Annotated in this window: 23 protein-coding genes and 2 riboswitches; of the genes, 14 read left to right on the top strand and 9 right to left on the bottom strand. The window is 49.7% G+C overall.

The window, feature by feature from the left end; translation table 11 throughout:
• Positions 1-22 precede the first annotated feature (22 nt).
• Positions 23-1,189, bottom strand: a complete 1,167-nt coding sequence (locus tag BBR47_RS02115) for an MFS transporter (protein WP_012684113.1) — start codon at positions 1,187-1,189, stop codon at positions 23-25.
• A gap of 157 nt (positions 1,190-1,346) precedes the next feature.
• On the opposite strand from BBR47_RS02115, the gene BBR47_RS02120 reads away from it, so the two are divergent.
• A complete protein-coding gene (locus BBR47_RS02120; RefSeq protein WP_012684114.1) occupies positions 1,347-1,787 on the top strand; it encodes an Lrp/AsnC family transcriptional regulator in 441 nt (146 codons plus the stop codon).
• A gap of 76 nt (positions 1,788-1,863) precedes the next feature.
• Here BBR47_RS02120 and BBR47_RS02125 read toward each other — a convergent pair whose 3' ends face one another.
• From BBR47_RS02125 to BBR47_RS02150, 6 genes are all read right to left on the bottom strand, one after another.
• On the bottom strand, positions 1,864-2,895 hold the full coding sequence (locus tag BBR47_RS02125) for a cytochrome d ubiquinol oxidase subunit II (RefSeq protein WP_012684115.1): 1,032 nt from the start codon (positions 2,893-2,895) through the stop codon (positions 1,864-1,866).
• Positions 2,892-4,226 (bottom strand): cytochrome ubiquinol oxidase subunit I, encoded by a 1,335-nt coding sequence (locus BBR47_RS02130; protein ID WP_012684116.1) that lies wholly within the window; start codon positions 4,224-4,226, stop codon positions 2,892-2,894. Before BBR47_RS02130 ends, BBR47_RS02125 begins: the two co-directional genes overlap by 4 nt.
• Positions 4,227-4,389: 163 nt before the next feature.
• Positions 4,390-5,163 carry a pirin family protein gene (locus BBR47_RS02135; protein WP_012684117.1) on the bottom strand — a complete coding sequence of 258 codons (774 nt, stop codon included), beginning with the start codon at positions 5,161-5,163 and terminating at the stop codon, positions 4,390-4,392.
• A gap of 54 nt (positions 5,164-5,217) precedes the next feature.
• A complete protein-coding gene (locus BBR47_RS02140) occupies positions 5,218-5,604 on the bottom strand; it encodes a DoxX family protein (protein ID WP_012684118.1) in 387 nt (128 codons plus the stop codon).
• A gap of 75 nt (positions 5,605-5,679) precedes the next feature.
• Entirely contained in the window at positions 5,680-6,306 is a 627-nt protein-coding gene (locus BBR47_RS02145) for an FMN-dependent NADH-azoreductase (protein ID WP_012684119.1), read from the bottom strand.
• Between the two features lie 140 nt (positions 6,307-6,446).
• A complete protein-coding gene (locus tag BBR47_RS02150) occupies positions 6,447-6,893 on the bottom strand; it encodes a MarR family winged helix-turn-helix transcriptional regulator (protein ID WP_012684120.1) in 447 nt (148 codons plus the stop codon).
• Between the two features lie 191 nt (positions 6,894-7,084).
• On the opposite strand from BBR47_RS02150, the gene BBR47_RS02155 reads away from it, so the two are divergent.
• Together BBR47_RS02155 and BBR47_RS02160 are read left to right on the top strand one after the other, a co-directional pair.
• Entirely contained in the window at positions 7,085-8,185 is a 1,101-nt protein-coding gene (locus BBR47_RS02155) for a carbohydrate kinase (protein ID WP_041749211.1), read from the top strand.
• A gap of 3 nt (positions 8,186-8,188) precedes the next feature.
• Entirely contained in the window at positions 8,189-9,115 is a 927-nt protein-coding gene (locus BBR47_RS02160) for a pseudouridine-5'-phosphate glycosidase (protein WP_012684122.1), read from the top strand.
• A 76-nt stretch (positions 9,116-9,191) separates the two neighbouring features.
• Here the strand turns inward: BBR47_RS02160 and BBR47_RS02165 are convergent, their stop codons facing one another.
• A complete protein-coding gene (locus BBR47_RS02165; protein ID WP_231850544.1) occupies positions 9,192-10,103 on the bottom strand; it encodes a VanZ family protein in 912 nt (303 codons plus the stop codon).
• 218 nt (positions 10,104-10,321) lie between these two features.
• Between BBR47_RS02165 and BBR47_RS02170 the strand changes: the two genes are divergently transcribed.
• From BBR47_RS02170 to BBR47_RS02200, 6 genes are all read left to right on the top strand, one after another.
• The gene (locus BBR47_RS02170; protein ID WP_012684124.1) at positions 10,322-12,742 is read left to right on the top strand and encodes a heavy metal translocating P-type ATPase; all 2,421 of its coding nucleotides are present in this window, start codon (positions 10,322-10,324) and stop codon (positions 12,740-12,742) included.
• A 64-nt stretch (positions 12,743-12,806) separates the two neighbouring features.
• Positions 12,807-13,007, top strand: a complete 201-nt coding sequence (locus BBR47_RS02175) for a cation transporter (RefSeq protein ID WP_012684125.1) — start codon at positions 12,807-12,809, stop codon at positions 13,005-13,007.
• A 744-nt stretch (positions 13,008-13,751) separates the two neighbouring features.
• Positions 13,752-13,898: riboswitch (cyclic di-AMP (ydaO/yuaA leader) on the top strand.
• 394 nt (positions 13,899-14,292) lie between these two features.
• Positions 14,293-15,519, top strand: a complete 1,227-nt coding sequence (locus BBR47_RS02185; RefSeq protein ID WP_012684126.1) for a quaternary amine ABC transporter ATP-binding protein — start codon at positions 14,293-14,295, stop codon at positions 15,517-15,519.
• Complete coding sequence (locus BBR47_RS02190) at positions 15,503-16,342, top strand: ABC transporter permease (protein WP_012684127.1); 840 nt, start codon at positions 15,503-15,505, stop codon at positions 16,340-16,342. The genes BBR47_RS02185 and BBR47_RS02190 overlap by 17 nt, the downstream gene beginning before the upstream one ends.
• Positions 16,339-17,274, top strand: coding sequence for a glycine betaine ABC transporter substrate-binding protein (locus BBR47_RS02195; protein ID WP_081437212.1), 936 nt, complete (start codon positions 16,339-16,341; stop codon positions 17,272-17,274). Before BBR47_RS02190 ends, BBR47_RS02195 begins: the two co-directional genes overlap by 4 nt.
• Positions 17,275-17,292: 18 nt before the next feature.
• Complete coding sequence (locus tag BBR47_RS02200; protein WP_012684129.1) at positions 17,293-17,703, top strand: hypothetical protein; 411 nt, start codon at positions 17,293-17,295, stop codon at positions 17,701-17,703.
• A 56-nt stretch (positions 17,704-17,759) separates the two neighbouring features.
• On the opposite strand, the gene BBR47_RS02205 is transcribed toward BBR47_RS02200, so the two are convergent.
• On the bottom strand, positions 17,760-18,128 hold the full coding sequence (locus BBR47_RS02205; RefSeq protein ID WP_012684130.1) for a DUF2294 domain-containing protein: 369 nt from the start codon (positions 18,126-18,128) through the stop codon (positions 17,760-17,762).
• 242 nt (positions 18,129-18,370) lie between these two features.
• A riboswitch (cyclic di-AMP (ydaO/yuaA leader) is annotated at positions 18,371-18,517 on the top strand.
• Positions 18,518-19,312: 795 nt separating this feature from the next.
• Between BBR47_RS02205 and kdpA the strand changes: the two genes are divergently transcribed.
• The 5 genes from kdpA to BBR47_RS02230 all read left to right on the top strand — a co-directional run bounded on the left by kdpA (position 19,313) and on the right by BBR47_RS02230 (position 26,788).
• Positions 19,313-20,986: a potassium-transporting ATPase subunit KdpA gene (kdpA, locus tag BBR47_RS02210; protein WP_012684132.1), complete on the top strand. Its 1,674-nt coding sequence runs from the start codon at positions 19,313-19,315 to the stop codon at positions 20,984-20,986.
• Positions 20,987-21,059: 73 nt separating this feature from the next.
• Positions 21,060-23,099: a potassium-transporting ATPase subunit KdpB gene (kdpB, locus tag BBR47_RS02215; protein WP_012684133.1), complete on the top strand. Its 2,040-nt coding sequence runs from the start codon at positions 21,060-21,062 to the stop codon at positions 23,097-23,099.
• A gap of 35 nt (positions 23,100-23,134) precedes the next feature.
• The gene (gene kdpC / locus BBR47_RS02220) at positions 23,135-23,698 is read left to right on the top strand and encodes a potassium-transporting ATPase subunit KdpC (protein ID WP_012684134.1); all 564 of its coding nucleotides are present in this window, start codon (positions 23,135-23,137) and stop codon (positions 23,696-23,698) included.
• A 21-nt stretch (positions 23,699-23,719) separates the two neighbouring features.
• Positions 23,720-26,050 (top strand): universal stress protein, encoded by a 2,331-nt coding sequence (locus tag BBR47_RS02225; RefSeq protein ID WP_012684135.1) that lies wholly within the window; start codon positions 23,720-23,722, stop codon positions 26,048-26,050.
• Between the two features lie 12 nt (positions 26,051-26,062).
• The gene (locus BBR47_RS02230) at positions 26,063-26,788 is read left to right on the top strand and encodes a hypothetical protein (protein WP_012684136.1); all 726 of its coding nucleotides are present in this window, start codon (positions 26,063-26,065) and stop codon (positions 26,786-26,788) included.
• Positions 26,789-26,835: the final 47 nt, after the last annotated feature.

The raw sequence follows: 26,835 nt of genomic DNA on the forward strand, positions 1-26,835 counted from the left end.
TCTCCAGTGCAAAGTTTACGTTTTACGCTTGCAAGCTTTTCTGCCTTTTTTCCTGAGCAAACGAAACCCAGGCAAAGCCAAAGCCGACGAGGACGAGCAGACCGCCGACCCAGCTGATGTGAACGATACCTACATGGTCTACGATCACTCCACCAAGTCCTGCACCTAGCGCCAGCCCAAGCTGAAAAACCGAGGTGTTCATGCTGAGGGCCACCTGCGAAGAGTGAGGGGACAGCGTGATCAAATAATACTGCTGGGCTGGAACGGTGGTTTGCACGGCAGCGACCCAGAACATAACCGTGATGATTGCCCACGTGAACAGTTGCGAAGACAGCGGCAGGATCAGCAGGATAGCCGCATGGAGAAGCAAGCTGACATACAGCGTGGTGCGAATCCCCCATTTGTCGGTGGAGACGCCTCCGATCCGCGAGCCAGCCACACTAGCGAGGCCAGCCAAGAAAAGCGTGGTGCTTACCCAAGCAGTCGTCATGGCGGAAGTGCTCTGTAGAAGCGGAGTAATGTAGGTATAGACGGTGGAATACCCTGTGACAAAGAACAAAGAGATACATAGCGCATGAATCACCCGTTTGTTGCGGAGTGCGGCCAATTGTTTGCGTAGCGGGACGGTTTCTTCCCCCTGCTGCTTCGGCAAAAAGGCGAGGATGGCAAAGAAGGGAATCAGTGTCAGGACGGCAATGAGCGCGAAAACAGGACGCCATCCCCAGATGTCTCCCAGCATGGTACCAAGTGGAACCCCAAGCACGAGCGAAAGGCTGAAGCCCATGAGGATGATCGCGATGGAGCTGCCTTTTTTCTCCGGGGAGGCCATGTTAGCAGCCTGCGCGAGAGCTACCACGGTGTAGATGCCTCCGCAAAGCCCCAGTAGAATGCGGGATACCATCAGTAGGGAGAAGCTTTGGCTTATAGATGCGAGCAGATTTGCCACTATGAAAGAAAACAGTGTCCAAAGGATGAGCTTTTTGCGCTCTACTCCCGCGGTGAGCGCAATCAAGACCGGAGCCCCAAAGGCAAAGGCAAGGGAAAAGGCGGTCACTAACTGACCAGCAAGGGAGAGGGAGACATGGGTGTCATCTGCGATCATACCGATGATTCCGGTCACGATTGACTCAGCAGTGCCAATCATGAATTCTCCCAAGGCCAGCAATAGGATTAAAAATTTTTTGGGCAAGGTGGTTCACTCCTCGGGCTAACAAAATTGATGTAGTGACATTTTACAAAACGATTTCTATAATTTACATACATGAACCAAGGTGTTTTCGATGGATGGATTTCTATATACAAGTTATTTTGTGAAAAACACTTATGGATTTGAAAGGGTGATCTGCGTGGACCAAATTGATTACAAAATCATGAGCTTGTTGCACGAAAATTCGCGGATACCGTTTGCGGAGCTGGGGAGAATCATCGGGATGACGCAGCCTGCCGTGAAGGAGAGGGTCCGTCGTTTGGAGGAGCAGGGAATCATTACGGGCTACCACGCGTCGATCTCTCAGGAAAAGCTGGGTAAGCACACGACTGCTTTTGTCATGTTCCGCACCAAACAATGTGCGGCGTTCATCGATTTCTGCAAGCAATCGCCGGAAGTGACGGACATGTACCGGATCAGTGGGGAGTATAACTACATGCTGAAAGTGGTAACAAGGTCGACGGAGGAATTGGTTGCCTTCTCGGAACGCACTGGGGATTTCGGCTTCTCCTATACATTGATCGTGCTAACGGCGCCGTTTGAGCAAAAAATGATGCTGGAGGAAGAGAAAATCTTCTGATCGTGCTTTTGACCGAAAAAAAGAGGCTCCGCCGTATCAGGGCGAAGCCTCTTTCCTTTTGCGTTTTGCGAAAGTGCTATTTTTGCCGGACGTACTGCTCGTCCCTCATAAACAGACGCCAGAAATAAATAAAACCGGGTACGAGAATCGCAAAGCCGACTAAATAACAAATGAACAGAGCGTGGAACGTATCCGGGTGTGTAAAGCTGGACTCAATCGTCACATTGGGATAGACGATGTAGGGGAGGCGTGCAGCACCATACGCATAGCTGGCGAGCAGGTATTGCGTCGTGGCGACAATGACCGCAATCCGCGGAAGGTGGATGCCGAAATATCGACGATCTTGTGGTACCAAGAGAGCGATATAGCTAATGAAAAAGCAGACCGCCGATGCAATAAGCCACGGCAAATAGTCGAGAATGCGCTCATATAGCCATTTTGCCTCCATTTGCATCGTCATCACGGTAACCAATGCCGCAAGCAACGTAATCGGCCCCAGAAACACCGCATCCCGGCGATAGACAGAGAAGGCTTGCTTTTCACCTGCGACGAAGGAGTAGTCCGCGAGAAGCAGCGACGAGAGGTAGAGTGTGCTGCTGACGGCAAGACCAATAAAAGAATAGACGTGCGGGCTGGTCAAAAAGAGTCCCCAATCGAGAGACTCCACACCATTGATCGTTCGAGACAACCCGCCCTGTGTCACAGGGAGCACGCTGATTAACAGAGCTGGCACCAATATCCCGGTAACGCCTGAGACGATGCTGAGCATCTTGTCATACCTGTGAATCAGATGAGAAAACACCATGAATGTACTGCGAATCAACATCAATAACACCACGAGACATCCGGGAACAAGCAGCAGGCTTGCCAATGTGTAGGTCGCGCCAGGGAAAAAGGTAACGAGTGCGACTACAATTAACACGATAAAGACATTCACGACCTCCCAGGAGGGCGAGAGGTAGCGATTGGCGATTTGAGTGGCTTTGGTTTTTTCCCGATTCAAATAGATCATCGACCAAAAACCAGCACCGAAGTCGAAGGAGGCCGCAACGGAATAGATAACAACGAAAATCCAGAGCAGCGTAATGGCAATAATCGTATCGGTCATGCTGTTCCTCCGTCCACTTTCGGCTGTTCTGGCGGATCGAGCTCCAAGGGATGGCGGCCAAAATAGCTACGGAATACGAGTAGGGTGATGATCGCGAAAAATACGTACACCGAGAGGAAAATCCAAAATAGAGTAGAGATGCCTGCTGCTTGGGTAGCGGCGTCTACTGTTTTCATCACACGATACACCACCCATGGCTGGCGTCCAGTGCAGGCAAATATCCAGCCGAATTCGATGCCTAGCAAGGCGAGCGGGCCACTTACGACAAAGACCCAGAGAACCCAACGGGGATACTGAGAGCGCTTTAGGAGCTTCTTCCAAGCGAAGCCGATGAAACCAACGAAGATCAACAAGCTGCCGATGATGACCATCCCGTTAAATAGCGTATGGATGTAGAGTGGAGGCCACAGCTCCTTTGGAAAGTCGTCCAGACCGACCACGACCTCGTCAAAGCGGTTGGCTGCAAGGAAGCTGAGCGCCCATGGAATCTCGATGGCGTATTTGACTTTTTTCGTCTCGGGATCGGTAAAGCCGCCAATCGCGAGTGGGGCATATGCTTGTGTTTCAAACAGTCCTTCCGCAGCGGCCAGCTTTTCCGGCTGGTATTCATGCAAAAGCTGCGCCGACTCGTGACCGTTCAAGGCAGTTAAAAGGGAAAAGGTGCCTCCCACGATTAAACCGGCCAAGAGTGCTTTTTGGTGATACAAATAAACCCGACTCCCTTTTTCGGCGCGAAGCATTTTCCATGCTGCTACTCCAGCGACGATGAATGCCCCCGTCATATAAGCAGAGACAGTTACATGACCTGCCGTCACGAAAAAGCTGGGATTAAAAAAAGCTTTCCAGGGGTCCACGTCGACAATCTGCCCATCGACCATCCGAAAGCCAGTTGGCGTGCCTTCAAAGGCGTGGACATTCGTAATCAGGATCGCGGAGGCCGTCGCACCAAGCAAAACCATGAACAAGCTCAGCAAACGCATGTTGCGGGATAGGCGGTGAGCCGCGTAGACGTAGATGGACATAAATAAGGCTTCCACGAAGAAAGCGAATATTTCGATCTGAAAAGGCAGCGAGATCACCTTGCCGACAATCGCCATGAACCCAGGCCATAACAGGGAAAGCTGGACCCCAGCAATCGTTCCAGAGGGGATCGCGACACCTAGCAAGATCGCCTGCGCTTTTGTCCAGCGTTTGGCCATAATCTCGTAATCGCGGTCACGCGTCCGCCAAAAGAGGAGCTCCACCAGCAAGATCATGAGCGGGAGACCAACACCCATGGTCGCAAAAATAATGTGAAAGGCCATAGTCGTCCCGAAAATGGCTCTGGTCATCACGATATCTTCCACGTTCAACTTCCTTTCTGATCGACACCAAAAATTGTTAACGATTTCCTCGTTAATGTCCCATGAGGAGGCGGAGTTTATACGAAAAAGACCGTCACAAAAATGTGACGGCCGGGCTTGATGATAGGATAAGGGCGTTTGGAAGAGTAGATTATTTACGATAAAGTGGATAATCAACCTCAGTTGGTACCTGAATCAACACCAGGCGGAGCGGAGCATCCGTTGATGCTGTGTAGATGGCTGTGTTGCTTTCCTCGGTGGAGAGAACGACAAAGTCACCTTTGGTTGCCGGGGTGTGATTCTCGCTGACAGTTGCTTTCTCTGCAACGCTTCCGTTTCCTTCCACTATGACGACTGCGTGAGCATAACCAGCCGGGAGTTCTTTTGCATACGACTTTCCAGCGGGAATCGTGATATCGCTCATAAAGGAATCCGTGACCAACTGAATGGGCGCAGATGATCCGATGATGTGCTTCACTTGCACTCCATCTACATCCTCAGACGGAAACTCCTCATGATCATACTGATGGTAAGTCGGTGGTTGCTTCGTCGTTTGTGCCAGATGCGGTTCAAACCAGATTTGAAACATTTCCGTATCCTTGCCGAGATCTTCTGCATGGTACGCGCCTGAACCGGTTTGCATGATCTGTGCGCCGCCTGTCGACACCTCTTGAAGATTTCCGAGCGTGTCTCGATGTCCGACTGTCCCTGTAAGGACATACGACAAAATTTCAAAGCCGGAGTGAGGGTGCAGCGGAATTTCAAATGTCTTCAGTGATTTTGCCCATGCCCAGTAAAAAAGTGGTCCTACCCGTTTGACAACGGAGCCTTCATGAGGGAAGCCAATTGGTTTGTTCTCTACGATTTCACCGTCGCCAAAATGTCCTTTTGCTTGCTCGTTCTTTGTATAGACGCGGATTTCCATCTGATGTTCCTCCCTTAGTACAATTGCTGGCTTACGGGTTGTGAGGAGTTACCATTAAAACAAGATGTATGCACCTGGACCGATCAACGCTACACCAATAACTACTGCGATTATTGTCAGGTTGTATTCGAATCCGTTTTGTGTCACCCAATATCCATTTTGCCCGTGTACCTTCAGAATGGCAACCAGCATTGTGAAAGCAAGTAAAATAGCACTTGGCCAGATACCTACGCCTGCCGCAAACATCAGACCACCAACGAGTTCAGACAATCCAGCGACAAAGGCCATCGCTACGCCAGGTTTCACTCCGATGGACTCCAGCCAGCCGCCTGTTCCTTTCAGACCATAACCGCCAAACCAACCAAACAATTTCTGCGTACCATGACCTGCAAACGTCAAACCAATGACCAAACGAATTAACAACAATCCAGTATCCAACACTTTTCATCTCTCCTTAATTACTTTTAATTAGTATATCTTTATTTTGAGATATTTGCCCAAAAAGGCTGGCGGGCCTTAGAAGGATTCCGCCAGTTTTACTGCTTTTTCTACACCAGCTGCAACGAGCTCAGCTGCTTTGTCTTGGAATTGGTTGTGACCTTCTACGATTACTTCGGTTACATTGTTAACGCCCCAGAAGCCGAGGATCGTGCGAACGTATTTGTTTGCCATTTCCATCTGAGCCATAGGCCCTTCGGAATAAACGCCACCGCGTGCGCTCAACAGAGCTACTTTTTTGTCGCCCATCAGACCAACTGGACCTTCAGCTGTGTACTTGAATGTTTTACCTGCTTGGGAGAGGTAATCCATGTACGAGTGCAGAACAGCAGGAACAGTGAAGTTCCACATTGGGAAAGCAAATACGACTTTGTCTGCTGCTGTAAACTGGTTCAGGTATTTGTTAACCAAGTCAGCACGTTTTTGCTCATCAGCAGACAGCTCGATGCCGTTTCCTGCTTTCCACATAGCAGTCAGCATGTCGTTACCGTAATAAGGGAGGTTTTCTGCAAACAGATCCAACTCAACGATTTCGTCATTTGGATGTGTTTCTTTGTATGCTTTCGTGAAAGCTTCGTACAGCTTTACACTTGTAGCCTGCTCAACTGGGCGATCGTTTGCTTTAATAAAAAGTACTTTACTCATGGAAATTTCATTCCCCTTCCGTTTAGTAAGTGACTAACTTTTAATGTGTATATCTTGATTTTAAGATTATTACGTATTGGATCTTTTGTCAACACTTTTTTGAAAGATAGTGTTGGAGAGCGGGGACGGGGACTGCTCGTCTAATAAGTAGCTTGAGCAGTACGTCCCAATTTTTTAAGCAGTTCGATTGCTTGACGCTGTTCTTCTGGTGTGAGACCTTCCATCGCTTTCTCAATTGCGAGTTGATGAGGCGGGAAGATTTCAGACAAAAATTGATGCCCTTTTTCAGTGAGTTCTGCAAAAATGACGCGTCGGTCTGCTGAACAGGGCTTGCGAATGAGCAGTTGCTTCTTTTCGAGTTTGTCCACAACGTATGTGATGTTTCCGCTGGAGATCAATATTTTTTCGCCAATTTGCTGCAATGGTTGAGGACCTTTATGAAATAATACCTCTAGTACGCCGAATTCAGTTGGATTTAGTCCATGCTCGCGAATGTGACGATTGGAGTGAGCGGTAACCCAGTTGTATGACCTTGATAAAACGACAAAAAGATCGAGGGGATCATTTCGCAGTGGTTTGTCAGACATATGGACCCTCCTTTACATCTACATCGAGATTTCGATATCTCTAATTTAAGATAATCCTACATGATTGCATTCCTATTTGTCAAATTTAGAAAAAATAAAATGAAAACACGCTTGTGTAAACAGTTGTCTACGTGATAGACTTTTGTTTGTAAACAAGCTGTGAAAGCGTAACAGAAGAAAGGAGGATGACCGTGGAAAAAGACATGCAGATCCTTCATCATATCCGGCAAAATCCTTTTATCACGCAACAGGAGCTGGCTGATCTGATTGGCATCTCACGTTCAGCGGTAGCTGGCTACATCGCACAGTTGACCAAACGCGGGGAAATCAAAGGACGGGCTTATGTACTTCGTGATGAAGGAATGATTGCTTGTATCGGTGGGGCCAACCTGGACCGCAAAGCACGCGGCAAGCAACAGGTGCGTCTACACTCATCCAATCCCGTAACGATTATGGAATCGTGTGGAGGGGTGGCACGGAATATCGCGGAGAACCTCGGTCGTCTTGGCTGCAATACGTCCCTCATCACCAGCGTTGGCGAGGACAAAGAAGGCGAGTGGCTCTTGCAGGAGACGAAAAAGCACGGGGTGCACATCAGCCAAGTGTGGCGACTGCCTACACAGCGTACGGGAACGTATACGGCGCTTCTCGATATTGACGGCGAGATGGTTGTTTCTTTGGCGAACATGGATATTTACGATGCTCTCACACCGGAGATGTTCGCAGAAAAATGGTCGCACATTGCAGCAGCCCACGTGGTTTTCATCGATACAAACATTCCGGCGGACTGCTTGGCCTACATCATCGAACGTTGCCGGGAGGAAAACATCCTGCTCTTCGTTGACCCGGTCTCTTCCATTAAAGCAAAGAAGCTCCCACAGCAATTGGACGGAGTAGAGGCGATTTTGCCGAATCGCGAGGAAGCCGAGCTGATGGCTGGCATGAAGATCACGACGATCGAAGAATGCGCCGAGGCTTGCCGCAAGATCAGGGAACAAGGCGTCAAGCACGTCATCGTGACCTTGGGAGAAGAAGGCATTTACTATCAATCCGAGGACGTTGAGGAGCATATGCTTCCATATCCAACAGAAGTAGTAGATGTTACAGGTGCGGGAGATGCGTTCGCGTCGGGACTCTTGTATGGCATTGTAAACGGAGAGTCTTTCCAGAGAGCGTGTCGCCTTGGATTGGCAGCATCCGCTTTGACATTGCAAACAGAGCAGTCCGTATCTCCTCTATTAAAAGCAGAACAATTGGAACTGGCCGTAGAACAATTCGAAAAGGAGCGATAAGAGATGAAACAATATTTGACCTTTACTGAGGAAGTACGCCACGCACTGGAGAACAACCTGCCGGTAGTTGCGCTGGAGACAACGATCATTTCGCACGGTATGCCGTATCCGCAAAACATCGAAATGGCGAAAGAAGTAGAGCAAATCATTCGCGACAATGGTGCTGTACCAGCTACGATCGGGATCATGGACGGCAAAATCAAAATCGGTTTGACTGACAGCGAGCTGGAAGAGTTTGCGACGAACAAAAATGTAGCAAAAGTAAGCCGTCGCGACTTCGCATATATTTTAGCTAGTGGTAAAATCGGTGCGACTACAGTAGCCGCTACCATGATCGCAGCTGAGATGGCTGGTATCCACATGTTTGCAACTGGCGGTATCGGTGGGGTACACCGTGAAGGCGAAATCACTTGGGACGTATCTGCTGACCTGACTGAGTTGGCACAAACAGATGTAGCTGTAGTATGCGCAGGTGCGAAATCGATCCTCGATATCGGCCGCACACTCGAATATTTGGAAACGCAAGGTGTACCAGTTGTGGGCTACCGCACGGATGAATTCCCTTCCTTCTTCGCTCGCAAAAGCGGATTTGGCGTAGACATGCGTATCGATACACCAGAAGAAGTCGGTAAGATGATGAACACCAAATGGGATCTGGGGCTCAAAGGCGGTATGATTATCGCGAATCCAGTACCAGAATCTGATGCACTCAACCACGAGGAAATCGAGGCTGTGATCCAAAAGGCACTGGCAGAAGCAAAAGAAAACAACATTGCAGGGAAACAGGTAACGCCATTCATGCTCGATAAAGTGAAAAAGCTGACAGAAGGCAAGAGCTTGGCAACAAATATCGCGCTGGTGAAACACAATGCTGAAGTAGCTGCGAAAATCGCGGTAGCTTATCAGAAAGAAGCGAATCAAGGTAAATAAGAGAGATTGAAGAACAAAATAGGGAAAGAAAAACGAGCCGCTAGAATCGCTTCTAGGGCTCGTTTTTTTATTTTACTTACTCCCACCAATGTTGCATTCCACGGATTCCAACATCCCACAGCTTAGCGTTTCCGGAAACGATAATGGTAATTTCGTTTACCTCGTTAAAAGGCATCTCCCTTAAAGCTTCTGCCCCTTGATAGGATTGTTCGTTTAACTGAGCTAGTTCTTGTCCATCTACGATGATTTTGGCTTCACCCTTTGAGCCCCCATTGTCGGGAATGCCGAAATAGAAAGAAAGCCAGACATTTTTTTGGTTCCCCAGAATATAGTTGTATGTTTTGGTTGATTCCCCTTCACTGCTATACACGTTCATTTTCGGCTCTATTCGCTCACCTGCTACCGAAAAGCTTGGGAAATTCTCAGTTATAGGTGTAGTTCCTGTCATTTCTTTCATAACCGTTAATGATTGAACGGGGCCTTCTCTTTTTTGGAGGATTTCAGAGACAACCATGACTCCAAATACAAGTACAACAATAGTTAGAGCCGAAGCCATGAGCTTTTTATAAGAAAGGTTTGAAGAAAATCCAACTCGATAGGCAACATAACCAATCGCTGCACCTATTGTATTGGATATCACATCATTTACATCAAAGCTACCAAGATAGGTTAAGGCCTGAACTGTTTCTAGAACGAAAATCGCTAAGACAAACAAGGATATGAACTTCCCAAATCTTACACGATACAACAGGGGAAATAATATTCCAAAAGGGATAAAAGCAGCAACGTTTCCGAAATCAACAATCCATGAATAAGTTAGTTCTGGAAATGTAAGTGGTACTCCTTCTGGAGCAAGGATAAAGGTGTATCCATCTACACTTGTTGCACCGTCGAGTCTGTTAAACGCAAAGAACATAAAAAATAAAATTAAAATTGTATAGCATATGGTCCCAACTAAGATAATTTGCCGTGATTTCGTTTCCATCATTTCAATCTCCTTAAAGCTATTTGTTTCTGAATGATTTTACTCTGAATGAATACGTAAGTGATTAGCTGTTAGTCACTTGATGCCCATTTAGAAAAAAATTGAAAAAAGTACTTGATATACCCTAAGGGGGTATTGTATAGTAAAGGTGTGATCAGGAAACAACGTTAGGGAAACGATACGATAAAATATACCCCCAAAGGGTATTTGGAGGGATTATAATGAGTGCCAAAACAGCAGAGGCAACAGTCGCAATCTCAGGGATGACTTGCGCAGCTTGTGCACTGCGCATCGAAAAGGGCTTGGGAAAAATGGAGGGAGTGGAGACCGCCAACGTCAATCTGGCTTTGGAAAAATCCACAGTGGTGTTCGATCCAACGAAAACGAACATCGACGACATCCGCTCCAAAATTGAATCGCTCGGCTATGGAGTAGTCTCTGACAAGGTGGAGCTAAACATCTCGGGAATGACATGTGCGGCTTGCTCCACACGGATCGAAAAAGGCTTGAACAAAACAGCCGGGGTTCTAAAGGCAAACGTGAACCTGGCGATGGAAACAGCCACAGTCGAGTACGATTCCTCACAGGTAAGTGTGACAGACCTTATTCAAAAGGTAGAGAAGCTAGGGTATCAGGCGACTCGCAAGGAAGATGGAAAAGAAGAAGAAAAAGTAGATCGTCGCCAGGAAGAAATCAAACGGCAGACCCGCAAGTTCTGGATTTCCGCGATTCTGTCGCTCCCACTGCTCTGGTCGATGGTGAGCCACTTTTCCTTCACCTCGTTTATCTGGCTGCCTGAAAGCTTGATGAATCCGTGGGTACAGCTCGCATTGGCAACACCAGTACAATTCATCATCGGAGCACAGTTTTACGTCGGAGCTTTCAAAGCCCTTCGCAACAAGAGTGCCAACATGGATGTGCTGGTTGCTCTCGGTACCTCGGCAGCTTATTTCTACAGTTTATGGGTCGCGATCAACTCCATCGGTGCTCATGGTGGCCACATGCTGGAGCTGTACTTTGAGACCAGTGCGGTACTGATCACGTTGATCGTTTTGGGTAAACTGTTTGAGATGAAAGCAAAGGGACGTTCTTCGGAAGCGATCCGCAAGCTGATGGGCTTGCAAGCAAAAACAGCAGTAGTCGTACGAGATGGCGTCGAAATGACCATTCCTGTAGAAGAAGTGAGACTAGGCGACGTCGTTCACGTGAAGCCGGGCGACAAAGTACCTGTCGATGGCATCGTCATGGAAGGACAGTCCGCAGTAGATGAGTCCATGCTGACTGGTGAAAGTATTCCAGTGGATAAAGCCGCAGGCGATACCGTTATCGGAGCCACCTTGAACAAAAACGGCTTTTTGAAGGTCCAGGCAACCAAAGTCGGAAAAGAAACGGCTCTGGCGCAAATCATTAAAGTAGTGGAAGAAGCACAAGGAACAAAAGCACCGATTCAGCGTGTAGCTGACAGCATCTCCGGGATTTTTGTCCCAATCGTAGTAGGGATTGCTATTCTTACCTTCTTGATCTGGTACTTTTTCGTTATACCTGGCAACTTCGGTGAGGCTTTGGAAAAAGCAATTGCCGTACTCGTAATCGCTTGCCCATGCGCCCTCGGTCTGGCAACACCGACCTCAATCATGGCGGGCTCTGGACGCGCAGCTGAGCTGGGCATCCTGTTCAAAGGCGGGGAGCATCTGGAGACGGCTCACCATTTAGATACGATCGTCCTCGATAAAACAGGGACTGTAACCAAAGGCGAGCCAGAACTGACAGACGTCATCGCCATTGATATCGAAGAGCAAGAGCTGCTCTCTTTGGTCGGTGCCGCTGAGAAAAACTCCGAGCACCCATTGGCTCAAGCCATCGTTCGCGGTATTGCGGATAAAGGAATCACCGTGGCTGATACGGGTTCGTTTGAAGCCATTCCTGGTTTCGGTATCCGGGCCACCGTCTCCGGCAAAGAAGTACTCGTCGGTACCCGCCGTTTGCTGGAAAAACATCAAATTTCGTACCAAGCAGTGTCTGATACCATGCTGGCACTGGAGCGCTCCGGTAAAACGGCGATGCTCGCAGTCGTCGAAGGCAAGCTCGCTGGCTTGATTGCCGTAGCGGATACGATCAAACCAACCTCCAAGCAAGCGGTTCAGCGCATGAAAGCAATGGGATTGACTGTTATCATGATGACCGGTGACAACCGTCAAACCGCCGAGGCCATTGCCCGTGAAGCAGGAATCGATCACGTCATCGCAGAAGTCCTGCCTGAAGGCAAAGCTGCAGAAGTGAAAAAACTGCAAGAACAAGGCAAAAAAGTCGCGATGGTCGGCGATGGTATCAACGACGCTCCAGCACTCGCTACCGCTGACGTCGGTATGGCAATCGGTACAGGTACTGATGTGGCGATGGAAGCAGCCGATATTACCCTGATGCGCGGCGAACTGACTAGTGTCGCAGACGCCATCGAGATGAGTAAGCTCACCATCCGCAACATCAAGCAAAACCTGTTCTGGGCATTGGCCTACAACACCTTGGGCATCCCCATTGCAGCAATCGGCTTACTCGCTCCATGGCTTGCCGGTGCCGCAATGGCCTTCAGCTCCGTATCCGTCGTACTCAACGCACTAAGACTGCAACGAGTGAAGCTGTAACAACAGTAACAAGCGGCTTCGTCCGCCTTACCTATACAACATAAAATGCAAGGAGAGATTGATCATGACAAATATCACATTGAACGTAGAAGGCATGTCTTGCAATAAATGCGTAGCGCGCATCGAGAACACATTGAAAGATCTGGGTGCAGAAGGCAAAGTAAACCTGGCTGAAAAAAAGGTTGAGGTTTCCTACAACGAGAGCAACTTGACTCTCGATGCAGTGAAAGAAGCTATTGAAGACCAAGGCTACGACGTCGTTTAATCATCGTGTTTTTGAAAAGCAAAGCTCCTGCCTGATTCATTGAGGCAGGAGCTTTTTCAATTGTGATTTGAGTAGCTGTAGTGGAGGGGGAAGAAGCCCATTTCCAGTCTACGCTTCGGCCTACGCCCCGCAAGGGGTTAGACTGTCCGCTCCGAAATGAATGTCGGGAGTGCTTCAAAAGTAGGGTTTCGAGGATGTAGTCTCAGAGGTTGAAGCTGAAAACCCCCGCCATTCATTTCGGAGCTAAGTAGGGCTCCAGAGGCGCTAGGACTGGAAATGTTCTTCTTCCCAAGCGGCTATTGTTTACATCTTGAAAGCATCATTCAAAAAGTCTTTAAAAAAGCGTAGAACCTCAACAGCTCGTAGAGGAAACAGGAGAAATAAGCGAAGATCTTTGGACACACCTACCGAGGCGCAGTGAAAAAAAGCGAAACTGCCTTTAGCGTCCACCTCTGAGACACATCCTGATGGACTACTTTAGACGCGGTTTCGCTTTTTTTCACGGAGCCGGGCACCCCATGCTCCCGCGCAGGGGTTCCAAGAATCTGAGCGTTTTCTCCTGTTTCCTCCCCACCACAACAGCGAGTATAACGCACTAATCCTTCAACCGAATAAGCAACGAACAGCTAATCCAATCCGACTCATAAAGAAAGCCGTAATCCGGTTAAAACCATGCTAAACGAACGTTCACAATAACTGGAAGCCAGCGTATAATTCAAATCACAATCACGCTTCAATAAGAAACAACACATACGGCCTAGTTCCGATATTCTCGGAAGCGGGGGAACCAATCTTTTGGGGTTAATCCTGAGTGATCAGGAGGGATGAGGAAATGTCTTCTCTGCCATCCTACCCGTCAGCTAACCTCGTCGGCCAAAGCAGGGAAGGTCATGGATGGATAAAGTCTAGGCATTTTATGCGCAACAAGGGGATTCCTTGCGGGCGTGTGATAGGCCGATACAGGCTTTTTCTTTGGGGCCTTTGTTCTGGAGAAAAAGGATGGATCGGTCTATTTTTTTATGGAAATATCGACGAGCAGCTTACGCGATACAGTCGTGAAGGAAATGGTGTGGATCGCTGGGAGGCAGTCGGTACGACATAAACCGCTGACAATCGAAATCGGGAAGACAGAGTACAGGGAGTCCTGACAATGGACGCCAGGTATTCCGTAAGCCTGCGGATTTTCTACACGAGTAAAAATCAAGCGTGCCTGCTTTGGTTTGCTGGAGTGTGGAAGCTTCGCGGGCTTTTTACATTTACGAAAAAACGAAGGATGAGGGATATCATGTCCAAAATGAAAGTCCATCAACTTACAAAAGTGTTCGGCAAGCAGCCCGAGCTGGCCTTGAAGCTGCTGGCGGAAGGACGTACAAAAGAACAAATTTACAAGCAAACCGGCCAGTCCATCGGTGTCAATCAGGTCAGCTTTGAAGTCGAGGAAGGCGAAATCTTCGTCATCATGGGCCTATCCGGCAGCGGCAAATCAACCTTAATCCGACTGTGTAATCGACTGATTGACCCAACGAGCGGAAGCATCGAGATCGATGGGGAAGAGATCGTGGCCATGAAGGCGACAGCTTTGCGCGAGGTGCGGAGGAAGAAGCTCGGGATGGTTTTCCAAAACTTCGCCCTGTTTCCACAGCGGACGGTACGGGAAAACGTGGAGTTTGGTTTGGAGATTCAACAAGTACCACCAGGGCTCCGACAAGAAAAAGCACGGGAAGCGCTCGCGCTCGTTGGATTGACCGAGTGGGAAAATGCGTACCCAGATCAATTGAGCGGAGGTATGCGTCAACGAGTCGGATTGGCGCGGGCGTTGGCTAATAATCCAGATATTCTCTTGATGGACGAAGCGTTCAGTGCACTGGACCCGCTCATTCGAAAAGATATGCAGGATGAGCTGCTGGAGCTTCAGATGACGATGAAAAAGACGATCCTGTTCATTACACATGACTTGCATGAGGCGTTGCGACTGGGCGACCGGATTGCCTTTATGAAAGACGGGCAGATCATTCAGATCGGCCGCCCAGAAGAAATCCTGGCAGACCCAGCGGATGAATTTGTACGGAAGTTCGTGGAGGATGCCGACCTGTCAAGGGTACTCGTTGCTGAAAATGTGATGAAACGGGCAGAAGCAATCACCCCTGACAAAGGGGCGCGAGTGGCGCTGCAACTGATGATGGATAACGGCGTGTCCAGCCTGTACGTCGTGGACAAAAAGCGCACACTGCTCGGATTGATTACGGCGTATGACGTATCACTCGCGATCAGTACGGGAGATTCGCTGGAGGCAATCATGAAAACCGACCTCCCTACCGTTTCGCCTGACGCACGTCTGCACAGCTTGTTCCCGATGATGGCAGACCTGCATGTCCCGATTGCGGTAGTGGGCGAGCAGCAGCGTTTGTTGGGTGTCATCGTAAAAGGAGCGGTGCTAGGCGGGCTGGTAGGCAAAGTCAATGTACAAGAGCATCAGAGAGCAGAGGTGATGAGTGATGGACGTCGTGCCTAAGCTACCGATTGGCGGTTGGATGGAAGGGTTCGTGGAGGTGCTGGGCCAGTACAAAGGGGTATTGTTTGATCCGGTGGCTATCGTCATTTCCACGATGGTGACTTACTGTTCTACGGTTTTGGCAGAGATACCTTCGCTGATTCTCATCTTGCTGCTGGGGGCCGCTGCGTGGGTTTTTGCAGGGAGAGCGTCCATGGTCTTTACGGTTGTTGGACTTTCTCTCATCCACAACTTGGGGTACTGGGATGAAACGATGGAGACATTGGGACTCGTCCTCACTGCCACCATGATTTCGATCGCTATCGGGATTCCGGTGGGCATTCTTTGCGCGAGACACGATACGTTTCGCAATCTGGTTACGCCAATACTGGATTTGATGCAGACGATGCCAGCGTTCGTTTATTTGATTCCCGCCATCTTTTTCTTCGGTTTGGGCGAGGTGCCGGGAGTTATTGCCTCCGTTATTTTTGCTTTGCCGCCAATCGTGCGTCTTACGAACTTAGGCATTCGTCAGGTCCCAGCGGAAATGGAGGAAGCGGCGGACGCCTTTGGCGCAACTGGGTGGCAAAAGCTCGTGAAAGTGCAGCTGCCGTATGCGAAATCGACGATCTTGGCGGGCGTCAATCAGTGCATCATGCTCGCCCTGTCGATGGTGGTCATAGCGGCTATGATCGGGGCGAAAGGCTTGGGTGCAGACGTATATCGCGCCGTATCGCAAGTGGATATAGGAAGAGGATTCGAGGCGGGGCTATCCATCGTGATCATCGCTATCGTCCTGGATCGGCTTACACAACATGCAGGAAAAAAGGAGAGAAACACATGATGAACAAAATAGTTCCAGCTTTCTTGGCAGGGATGATGGGAGCAACAGCTTGGCTCGCAGGCTGCTCCAGTCAAAACACAAACACACAAATACCGACAGCAACGGTGGTCGGTCCTATTGCTTCTGAGACGTCGGACAACGCTTTAGGAGAAAAGCTCGACTACAAAATCATCGGAATCGACGCAGGAGCAGGCTCGATGGTAAAGACTGAGGAAGTCATGAACCTGTATGGCTTGGATAAATGGCAGCTTGTCGAAGGCTCAGATGCAGCGATGACAGCCGCTTTGATCAAGGCGTACGAAGCGAAGGAACCGATTATTATTACGGGCTGGACGCCGCATTGGATGTTTAAAAAGATGGATTTGAAATACTTGGAAGACCCGAAGAACGGCTTTGGCGGAGCGGAACAAATCCATACCATCGTGCGCAAAGGGCTGAAAGAGGATCAGCCTGCTGCCTATCAATTTCTGGATAAGTTCTGGTGGGAGCCAGCTGATATGGAGTCGGTCATGGTTCAAATGATTGACGGAAAAGATCCGGAAGTGGCCGCTGCGGAATGGGTAAAAAATAACGAAGCCAAAGTGGCGAAATGGGTGGAGGGCATACAGCCTGTCCAAAAAGAGAAGCTGACTCTCGCTTATGTAGCATGGGATTCCGAGATTGCCAGCTCGCACGTCGTCGAGCATGTGCTGGAACAGAAGCTGGGGTATGAAGTCGAGTTGAGTCAGGTGCAGACTGGACCGATGTGGGCAGGTGTGGCAATTGGGGATGTGGATGGAATGGTTGCGGCGTGGCTGCCGTCTACGGATACGAGCTATTTGAAAAAATTTGGTGGGCAAATCGAGGATTTGGGTCCGAATCTCGACGGAACCAAAATCGGACTCGTGGTTCCTTCGTACATGAACATCTCGTCCATTGAGGATTTCCAATAAGAAAGGAGAGGTGCTGCTATGAAGCATTATTTTGTAATGGGCAGAGGGGAAGCTTTCACTTCTTTTGTCCAGACACTCTGCTGCGACAGTTTGCCTGCATTTTGGGGAAGGAATCCAGGTGCCTTTTCATTGACGGTGGGGTCTGGAGACAAGACGATTCAGCGTTTTTTGCCCATCTCATTTGACGAGTGCTACCGCGATCAGGAATCCTTGCTGCTCTACCATTCCGTCTACATTTTTCCAGATGAGTGGGCGGAGGGACGAGACTTCGTTACACTGTTCAGGCAACTGGGTTCCTGCCGGATTTTTGTGATGACACAGGAGCATCGGAACGCGATGTTATACAAGGCGCTCGGGGCGAATCACGTCATCGTGAGTCAGCCCGGGTATAAGGGTTACGGCTGGTTGGCTGAACAGATGAGTGGCTAAGAGAGGAATAGAAAAGGCTCCGCCTGCACATGAGGTGGAGCCTTGTTTTCGTAAAATTAGCCCAACATTTTTTCGAGGTCCTTGTCCAATACATAAACCTCGATCCGTTCACCCATCTTCGTGCTGATGTCGCTATGGCTCGATAGTACCTTACAGCTGGTCAGCTTTTCTACGATTTCTTCTGATTCTTCGCTGTACATTTCACGAAGAACCTCGCGCATTTCTTTGACGATGCGGCGACCTTTATCGTGACTGGACAGATGCTTTTCTTCGACGGTGAGAACGCCCTTGAACCTAGCGATGACCATATCACCGACGATGTAGGTCTTCGCTTCCTGCGGACCTCGTCCAATCAGTTCGCGCTGAAATTTTATGAATGCTTCGCTGATTTCGGCTTCCAGCTTTTTTTTGTTAGAGATGGCCAAACGCCATACCTCCCATAATTTATCATTGTGCCTAATATTACTCAGCAGTCTTGGGACTGTCAAACAAATAGGCTGATAATGTGAAAACGCAAGAGAAACGATGAAATATCATGATCGGATGAGGCCTGATAGGTTTAAACCGCTTACACGGATAAAGAATGCAAAAATCGTGTGAAAAAGACTGAAATAGGACATTAACATCCGATTATGCCGGACGTATAATGAGATTCGTAACCAACAATTGCAAAATATGGCCAAATCCCGAGGCACTCGGGAACGGAGGACCCAATCAGTAGGGGTTAATCCCACGAATGAATCGTGGGAGGGATGAGAAACTCTTTCGCCATCCTACCCGTCAGCTAACTTCGTCGGCTAAAGCGAGGGAGGTCTAAAGACCGCCTATTTGAGGAGGCCTTTTTGTTATCCGTATGGAACGACAAAGGTTGACTCGAAACGTAATGCAGGTCTTTTCGTTTTGCTCAAAAACGGTCAATGACCGTTGTTACTTACAAGAAAATAGCTGTTTTTTTGAAAAAGGAAACGGGAGACAAAACGCAAAGAAGGCAACTTCAAGTCGGCTGGGCGTTAGGTAGACCAATGAGTACTTTTTCTCCGAAACAAAGGATCGTTTTTATTTGCCGCGAAAAGGCGGGCGACTTCTTTCGTCTGTTTATCTTTCGCTCGGTCAAATGTGGCGATCCTTCGGGGGAATCGTAAGCATTGGTCTATTTTTTTATCCTAAATGGCAGGCTTTCTTCAAAAAAAGTGTGTTCAAAAAGGTGGCTTTTCGACGTCGCATAAGCCCTCAGGACTACTACGTGATCAAAAGACAACTTTTTGAACTACCTTTACAAGAAAGCTGGTACAGGGGATAGCGAGAGAGACGACTCGGTCAGACTTCACGGAAACAATTCATACGGCAAAAAAAGGAGGGACATGGCATGGACGTGGTTTCCATACTACTCTTGGCGCTTTCATTCGGTGTATTTTTTGCACTCATCAAGTTTTGTGACGCCGTGGTAAGAGAACAGGGAGGGAAAGAGAAATGATCTGGTTGCTTTTGATTATGGCAGGGCTTGCGATGTACCTGTGCCACGCATTGATTTACCCGGAAAAATACTAGGGGTTACCCGAATCATTCGTTTATTTGGAACCATTTTTTAGAGGGAGTAGGAGGAACTGTCGTGGACTTTATACAAATAGCGTTGGTTTTGGTGGTGCTTTTCGTGCTCGCCATACCGATGGGAAGATATTTGGCACGCTCCTTTTCGCTGGAGACGACCCGATTGGACCGTGTTTTTGGCGGGTTGGAAAAAGCGATATACAAGCTGTCTGGCATTCGCGTAGCAGATATGACCTGGAAGCAGTACGCAATGGCTGTGCTGGTCAGCAACATTTCGATGGTAGCGATTGCGTATCTTTTGCTTCGTTTGCAAGGGATGTTACCTGGAAACCCGAGTGGGATCGCGGCGATGGAGCCGTTGCTTTCTTTTAACACGGCTGTCAGCTTTTTGACGAATACGAATCTTCAGCATTACAGCGGAGAGAGCGGATTGTCGTATCTATCGCAGATGCTGGTCATTATTTACCTGATGTTTACGACCCCAGCGACAGGGATCGCAGTCGTGATGGCCTTTATGCGCGGGCTGACTGGACAACGCAGCATCGGTAACTACTACGTAGACCTAGTACGTGCTCATACACGTGTGTTGATTCCACTGGCGATTGTCGTGACATTGCTCTTGGTGTCCCAAGGCGTGCCACAGACGATGGAGCCGACCGCAACAGCGACAACCATTAGCGGAACGGAGCAACAAATCGCTCGTGGTCCCGTTGCTTCACTCGTATCGATTAAGCATTTAGGAACAAACGGGGGCGGATTCTTCGGGGTAAACTCCTCGCATCCGTTTGAAAACCCGACACCGCTAACAAACGTGATCGAAATTTTGTCGATGTTCTTGATCCCAGCGGCACTGCCGTTCGCATTCGGCTTCTTGGCGAAGAGCCGCAAGCAAGGCTGGGTTATTTTTGGAGCGATGTTCGTGATGTTCCTGGCGTTCCTGATTACGGCCTATGCCAATGAAGGAATCGGCAATCCAGCACTGGAGCGGGCTGGCCTGTCACAAGAAATGGGCAGCATGGAAGGGAAAGAAGTCCGATTTGGTATCGCACAAAGCGCCTTGTTCACCGCCGTGACAACAGCGGCAACGACAGGAACCGTGAACAACATGCACGATACATTGACACCACTTGGCGGCTTGGTTCCGCTCGGTGAAATGATGCTCAACTGCGTATTCGGGGGAGATGGCGTCGGAACGATTAACATTTTGATGTATGCGATTTTGGCTGTATTCTTGGCGGGCTTGATGGTAGGGCGTACGCCTGAATTCCTCGGCCGCAAGATCGAAGGAAAAGAGATGAAGCTGATCGCCATCGCGATTCTCGTTCATCCCCTGATTATTTTGGCGCCAACCGCCATTGCATTGGCAACAGAAATGGGATCGTCCGCAGTGTCGAACCCAGGCTTCCACGGCATTTCACAAGTGCTGTACGAGTACACTTCTTCCGCAGCCAACAACGGTTCCGGTTTTGAAGGATTGGGCGACAACACGCCATTCTGGAACATTTCTACGGGACTCGTCATGCTGTTCGGCCGATACGTCTCGATTATTACGATGCTGGCGGTAGCAGGCTCCTTGCTCGCAAAAACGCCGGTACCGGAAACAATGGGTACACTGCGCACAGACAATAGTGTATTCACAGTGATTTTGATTGCCACGGTGGTGATCGTAGGCGCACTGACATTCCTGCCTGTGCTTGCTCTTGGCCCAATCGCCGAGTGGCTAACAATCCGATGATAAGAGGAAGTTTAATAGCTCACTTTGAACTTCGATTTGAAAATGAATACTAGAGGCAAAGGAGTAATTTTCCATGAGTAGAACGCGCACGGTTGCGCTTCCTAAAGATTTGTATCAACGGGCCTTTGTCGAGTCCTTCAAAAAACTGGACCCGCGTGTGATGATGAAAAATCCAGTCATGTTCGTGGTAGAGATCGGGTTCTTCATTACGCTTCTCCTGACGTTTGTGCCGAATTTGTTTGGGGGAGCTTCGGACCCGTTTTACAACGGCGTCGTCAGCTTGATCCTGTTCGTGACGATTTTGTTCGCGAACTTCGCAGAAGCCTTGGCAGAAGGGCGCGGCAAAGCACAGGCAGAGAGCTTGAAAAAAACGAAGCAGGACACGCAAGCAAAAAAAGTGGGGAAAGATGGTCGCGTGCAAGTCGTCAGTTCCACAGAACTGCGAAAGGGCGATCTGGTCATCGTGGAAGCAGGCGAGCTGATTCCATCCGACGGGGAAATCGTCGAGGGTGTCGCCTCTGTGGACGAATCAGCGATTACAGGTGAATCCGCCCCGGTCATTAAAGAAGCAGGTGGCGATTTTAGCTCTGTCACGGGAGGCACACGTGTCGTCAGTGACCGCATCCGTGTCCGGGTGACGACTGATCCCGGCGAATCGTTTTTGGATCGCATGATTTCGTTGGTGGAAGGAGCGAAGAGACAGAAGACTCCGAATGAAATTGCGTTGAATACGCTGTTGGTCAGCTTAACGTTAATTTTCTTGATCGTTTGCACGACTTTGCTGCCGATAGCCAACTATGTACATGCAGCCATTCCGGTTGCGACACTGATTGCTTTGCTCGTTTGCTTGATTCCAACCACGATTGGCGGACTCTTGTCAGCGATTGGGATTGCAGGTATGGACCGGGTCACACAGTTTAACGTCATCGCCATGTCGGGTAAAGCGGTTGAGGCGTCTGGTGACATCAACACTATTATTTTGGATAAAACGGGAACGATCACGCATGGTAACCGGATGGCTGCCGAGTTTGTCACCGTAGGCAACACCAAAAGCACGGAATTGAACCGAGTAGCTGCACAAAGCTCAGTCCATGACGAAACACCGGAAGGACGCTCTGTTGTAGAGCTGGCGAAAAAACAAGGTCTGGCACCTGCTGAACTGGAATTGCCCGGTTCCGAAGGCGTGGAGTTCCGCGCTGAAACAAGAATGAGCGGGACGAATCTGGCAAACGGGGTCATCATCCGTAAAGGAGCCGTCGACGCCATCAAGAAATACGTGGCAGAGCAAGGGGGCAACATCCCTGCTGATTTGGATGAAAAAGCAAACCGGATTGCAACGGCGGGCGGCACGCCATTGGCTGTAGTAGAAGGCAATACGATTCTCGGTTTGATTTACTTGAAGGATACCGTAAAGCCAGGGATGCGCGAACGCTTTGAAGAGCTGCGCCGGATGGGGATTCGTACGGTCATGTGTACGGGAGATAACCCGCTGACAGCAGCGACGATTGCCCGCGAAGCTGGTGTAGATGATTTCGTAGCGGAAGCCAAGCCGGAAGACAAGATTGCGCTGATCCGCAAAGAACAAGCGGCAGGCAAGCTGGTCGCCATGACAGGTGATGGTACGAATGACGCGCCAGCTCTCGCACAAGCCGATGTTGGTCTGGCGATGAATACAGGAACGGTAGCGGCGAAGGAAGCAGCGAACATGGTCGACTTGGATTCTGACCCGACCAAAATCATCGAGGTCGTTGCGATTGGCAAGCAGCTTTTGATGACACGCGGTGCATTGACGACGTTCAGTATCGCCAATGACGTAGCGAAATACTTCGCGATCATTCCTGCGATGTTCATGCTGGCGATCCCGCAAATGAGTGCACTCAACATTATGGGCTTGGCTACACCGCAAAGTGCGATTTTGTCCGCGTTGATCTTCAATGCGATCATTATTCCGATCCTGATTCCGTTGGCGATGAAAGGTGTGAAATACACGCCGATGAGCGCGACAAAGCTGCTTAGCCGCAACCTGGTGATCTATGGCTTGGGAGGAATTATCGTTCCGTTCGTGGGCATCAAGCTGATTGACTTGATTTTGAGTGGATTGAATTTAATTTAATTCATATTGAAAAAAGAAAGCTCAGGTGAACCGATATGATTTTGAAAAATTTGCGTCTCAGCCTCGTTTTGCTGCTGATTTGCGGCGTTGCCTACCCGCTGGCGATGACAGGAGTTGCACAGGTTGTCATGCCTGCACAAGCAAGTGGTAGTCTCATCACCGATGGGAGTGGCAAGGTGGTTGGCTCCGAGCTGATTGGGCAGACCTTCACCGATCCGAAGTACTTCTGGGGCCGCATTTCTTCTATTGATAACAATGCGTCAGGCTCTGGCTCGAACAACTACGCGCCATCCAACCCGGCCCTGATCGAACGTACGCAAAAGGATATCGCCGCATTTCTAGCAGCGAATCCTGGCGTGAAGCAGGAAGACATCCCGGCTGATTTGCTGACTAACTCCGCTTCCGGTCTGGACCCGCATATCTCTCCAAAGGCTGCCCGAATACAAGTAGAGCGTGTAGCCAAGGCCCGTAATCTCGAACCGGTACAATTACAGGCTCTGATTGAAGCGAATACAGAGGGAAGAAGCTTGGGTGTATTCGGAGAGCCGCGTGTCAATGTAGTGAAGCTGAATTTGGCCTTGGACGAATTGAAGAAGTAAAGATAGAAGGAGGGCTGCGAGATGGTAGAGCAGTTTCGGCGAAAGTCCCCGGAGGAAATCTTGCAGTCCATCTCCAGAATGCACCGGGGCAGGCTGAAAATCATTCTGGGGGCAGTCAGTGGTGCAGGTAAAACTTATCACCTGCTCATGGAAGGGCAGACGCTTAAGAAAAAAGGGATTGATGTGGTCGTAGCTGGCTCAGTTGAGGCCACTCATCCCAAGCTGGCGCAAAAGCGGGAGGGTTTGGAGCAAATCGAGCCAATCATCTGGTATTCTCTCGGGGAAGCGAAACATGATCTGGACGTTGCAGCCATTATCGAGCGAGATCCGGAAGTTGTGCTCGTAGACGGTTTGGCTCATCGCAATCGTTCAGATGCCCCGCGTCCAACCCGGCTCGACGATGTTCAGTTTTTGCTGAATAACAATATTAGTGTGATTGCGACGGTCAACATTTACGAGTTAGCCGGGATGAAAGAAATGGCGGAGCGACTGACGAAGGCTGAAGTGCGGATTGACCAGTGTGTCCCTGAGGATACGCTTGCCATGGCTGACGAGGTGAAATTGCTCGACGTCACGCCAGAAGCCATTCTGAAACGGCTGCAAGAAGATGATCGCAACCCGACTCGAACGAAGCATCCGTTGTTTCGAAGAGACAATCTGCATATGCTGCGAGAACTCGCTCTTCGGTTCGTAGCTACGGGCGTAAACGAGGATTTGGAGGATTATCGGGAGAAGCACGGCATGGTGGGGGCTTCAGGAGCCACAGAGAAGGTACTGGTTTCTGCCCAGTATCATTGGAACGGCTCGATATTGGTTCGGCGCGGACAACAGGTTGCCAAGCGGCTCGGCGGAGAGCTCTTGGTCGTCTGTTTTCTCCCTTTATCCAAAAAGCTGACGAAGGAAGAAGCGACTTTTAAGAGATCCATCGGAAAGCTCGTGGACAAAGTCGGTGGTACCTTTGAAGAGCAGATGCTTGCACGTGAAAAGGACGTAGCAAATGAGCTCGTCGCCTATGCGATGGAGAATAATGTGACCCGCATCGTCATGGGGCAGTCTAAGCGTACGCGCTGGGACGAGATATGGTACGGCTCCATCGTCCATAAGATTCTTCGGCAAACGAAAAATATCGATATCTTGATCGTGGCAGATCGTTCCGAGCGAGACGGTGAGCGCGTCATGCCGACCAAGCGAGAACAGGCGGTAACGGTCAATCCGTACCGACGACTCTCCGATGAGGAGATGCAGCAAGAAATCGGGAAAATCAAGCGCGGGACGCTAAAAGTATATGTAGGAGCCGCACCAGGTGTCGGCAAGACATACACGATGCTCCGAGAAGGTAACGAGCTAGCTGAAAATGGCATCGACGTGGTGATTGGGCTTTTAGAAACGCATGGACGAAAAGAAACCATTGAGCAGGTAGGGGGACTTCCTCTTATCCCGCGCAAGCGCATCCCGTATAAAAATGTGACGCTAGAAGAAATGGACACAGACGAAATTATCCGGCGAAATCCGGAGGTCGTACTGGTGGATGAGCTGGCACATACGAACGTGCCAGGGAGTGCCTATGAGAAGCGATATCACGATGTCGAGAAGATTTTGGCTGCGGGTATTTCCGTCATCTCCACGATGAACATTCAGCACTTGGAGAGCTTAAATGACAGCGTCGAGCAAATTACGGGAATCCGCGTTCGAGAGACGGTGCCGGACCATATTCTGCATCAGGCAGATGAGGTAGAGCTGATTGATATTTCACCCAAAGCGCTACGCCAGCGGATGCGGGAGGGAAATATTTACGCGATGGAAAAGGTGGAGCAGTCACTGACCAACTTTTTCAAAACAGGGAATTTGATCGCGTTAAGAGAGTTGGCCCTGCGTGAAGTGGCGGACGACGTCGACGAACGCTTGGAGGCATGGGAGCGACGAACGCTGCGCGGGCCTTGGCGGCAGCAGGAAGTCATTTTTGTCTGTGTGAATTTGCGGGCAGATAGTGAACGATTGATTCGCCGAGGGTTCCGAATTGCCTATCGGCTGAAGGCGTCCTGGCATGTAGCTTACGTGCAGGATCATCCGTCGCTGACAGAAGAGGAAGAGACGCAGCTGGCGAAGCTGAAGGCACTAACGGAGCGTCTCGGAGGTCGTTTTGAACGATACGAAGCCCCTTCCCGACGCAAGGTTTTCACCAAGCTAGTTTGGCATATGAACGAAAAAGGAACGACGCAGGTCGTCATCGGGCAGTCGGCACGAACCCGCTGGAAGGAAATTCTCGAGGGTTCGGTCATCCAGCGATTATTGCGGGAGGTCCGACACATGGATGTGCTGGTCGTGGCTGATCACGCACCCGATATGATGTGAGGGAGGGTAATGATGGGCACAGAAAAAGAAGGGCAATGGGACCAAAGCGTGGCAGACGCCTATAGCCGTTTGGAGTGCCTGATACGAGAGCCAACTACGGAGGCAGATTTGTTTTCCAGGCTGATACGGGTCTATCTGGAGGAAGAAGAGGTGCGCATACGGCAAAAGCTAAAGCGCAAATCCTCACAGCGAATCTCTCGCGTCATGCATGAGCGGGTGGGTGAGTTTTTGTCCGGGCAGTTGAGCGGGCTTTCGTTTCAAGTGATCGACGGTCTCTTGTTTATAAAGAGGGAAGAGCAGCTAGTCGGGGCACTCAAATGCATCCCTGATCTCGGTAGCTACGATACGCCGTCCTGGAATGCGACGCTCGCCCGTTTTACCAAGCAGTATCAGAAGCGGTTCAATCTGGCGCCAGAGAAGCTACTGTTCGTTATCTGCTCGCTCGCCAAAAGCCTGGATGCAGCCCATGCCAAGGAGTTGACCGGAATTGATGTGTGGTGTGGCGCGGCATTAACGACTCCCGCCTATCGGGATGCGCTTCAAATGTATGTCAGCAAATGTGTGGAGGTCATGGACGCTCTCCCGCAGCCTGTACACCAAGTGTATTTTTTAAGTGCAGATGTCCATCCGAATGCGCTTGCTTGCCAATTGCTGCGCGGGGAAAAAGCATCCTTGCCAGATCGTTGGTTACGACCGTCCGTCGGTGATCTCATCCAATTTTTGCAAGGCAGGCTGTGATATACTTTTAGGGATGTTCATACAAATGAATTTCCTTGGGAGGGACT

Source organism: Brevibacillus brevis NBRC 100599, assembly GCF_000010165.1.
Classification (GTDB): Bacteria; Bacillota; Bacilli; order Brevibacillales; family Brevibacillaceae; genus Brevibacillus; species Brevibacillus brevis_D.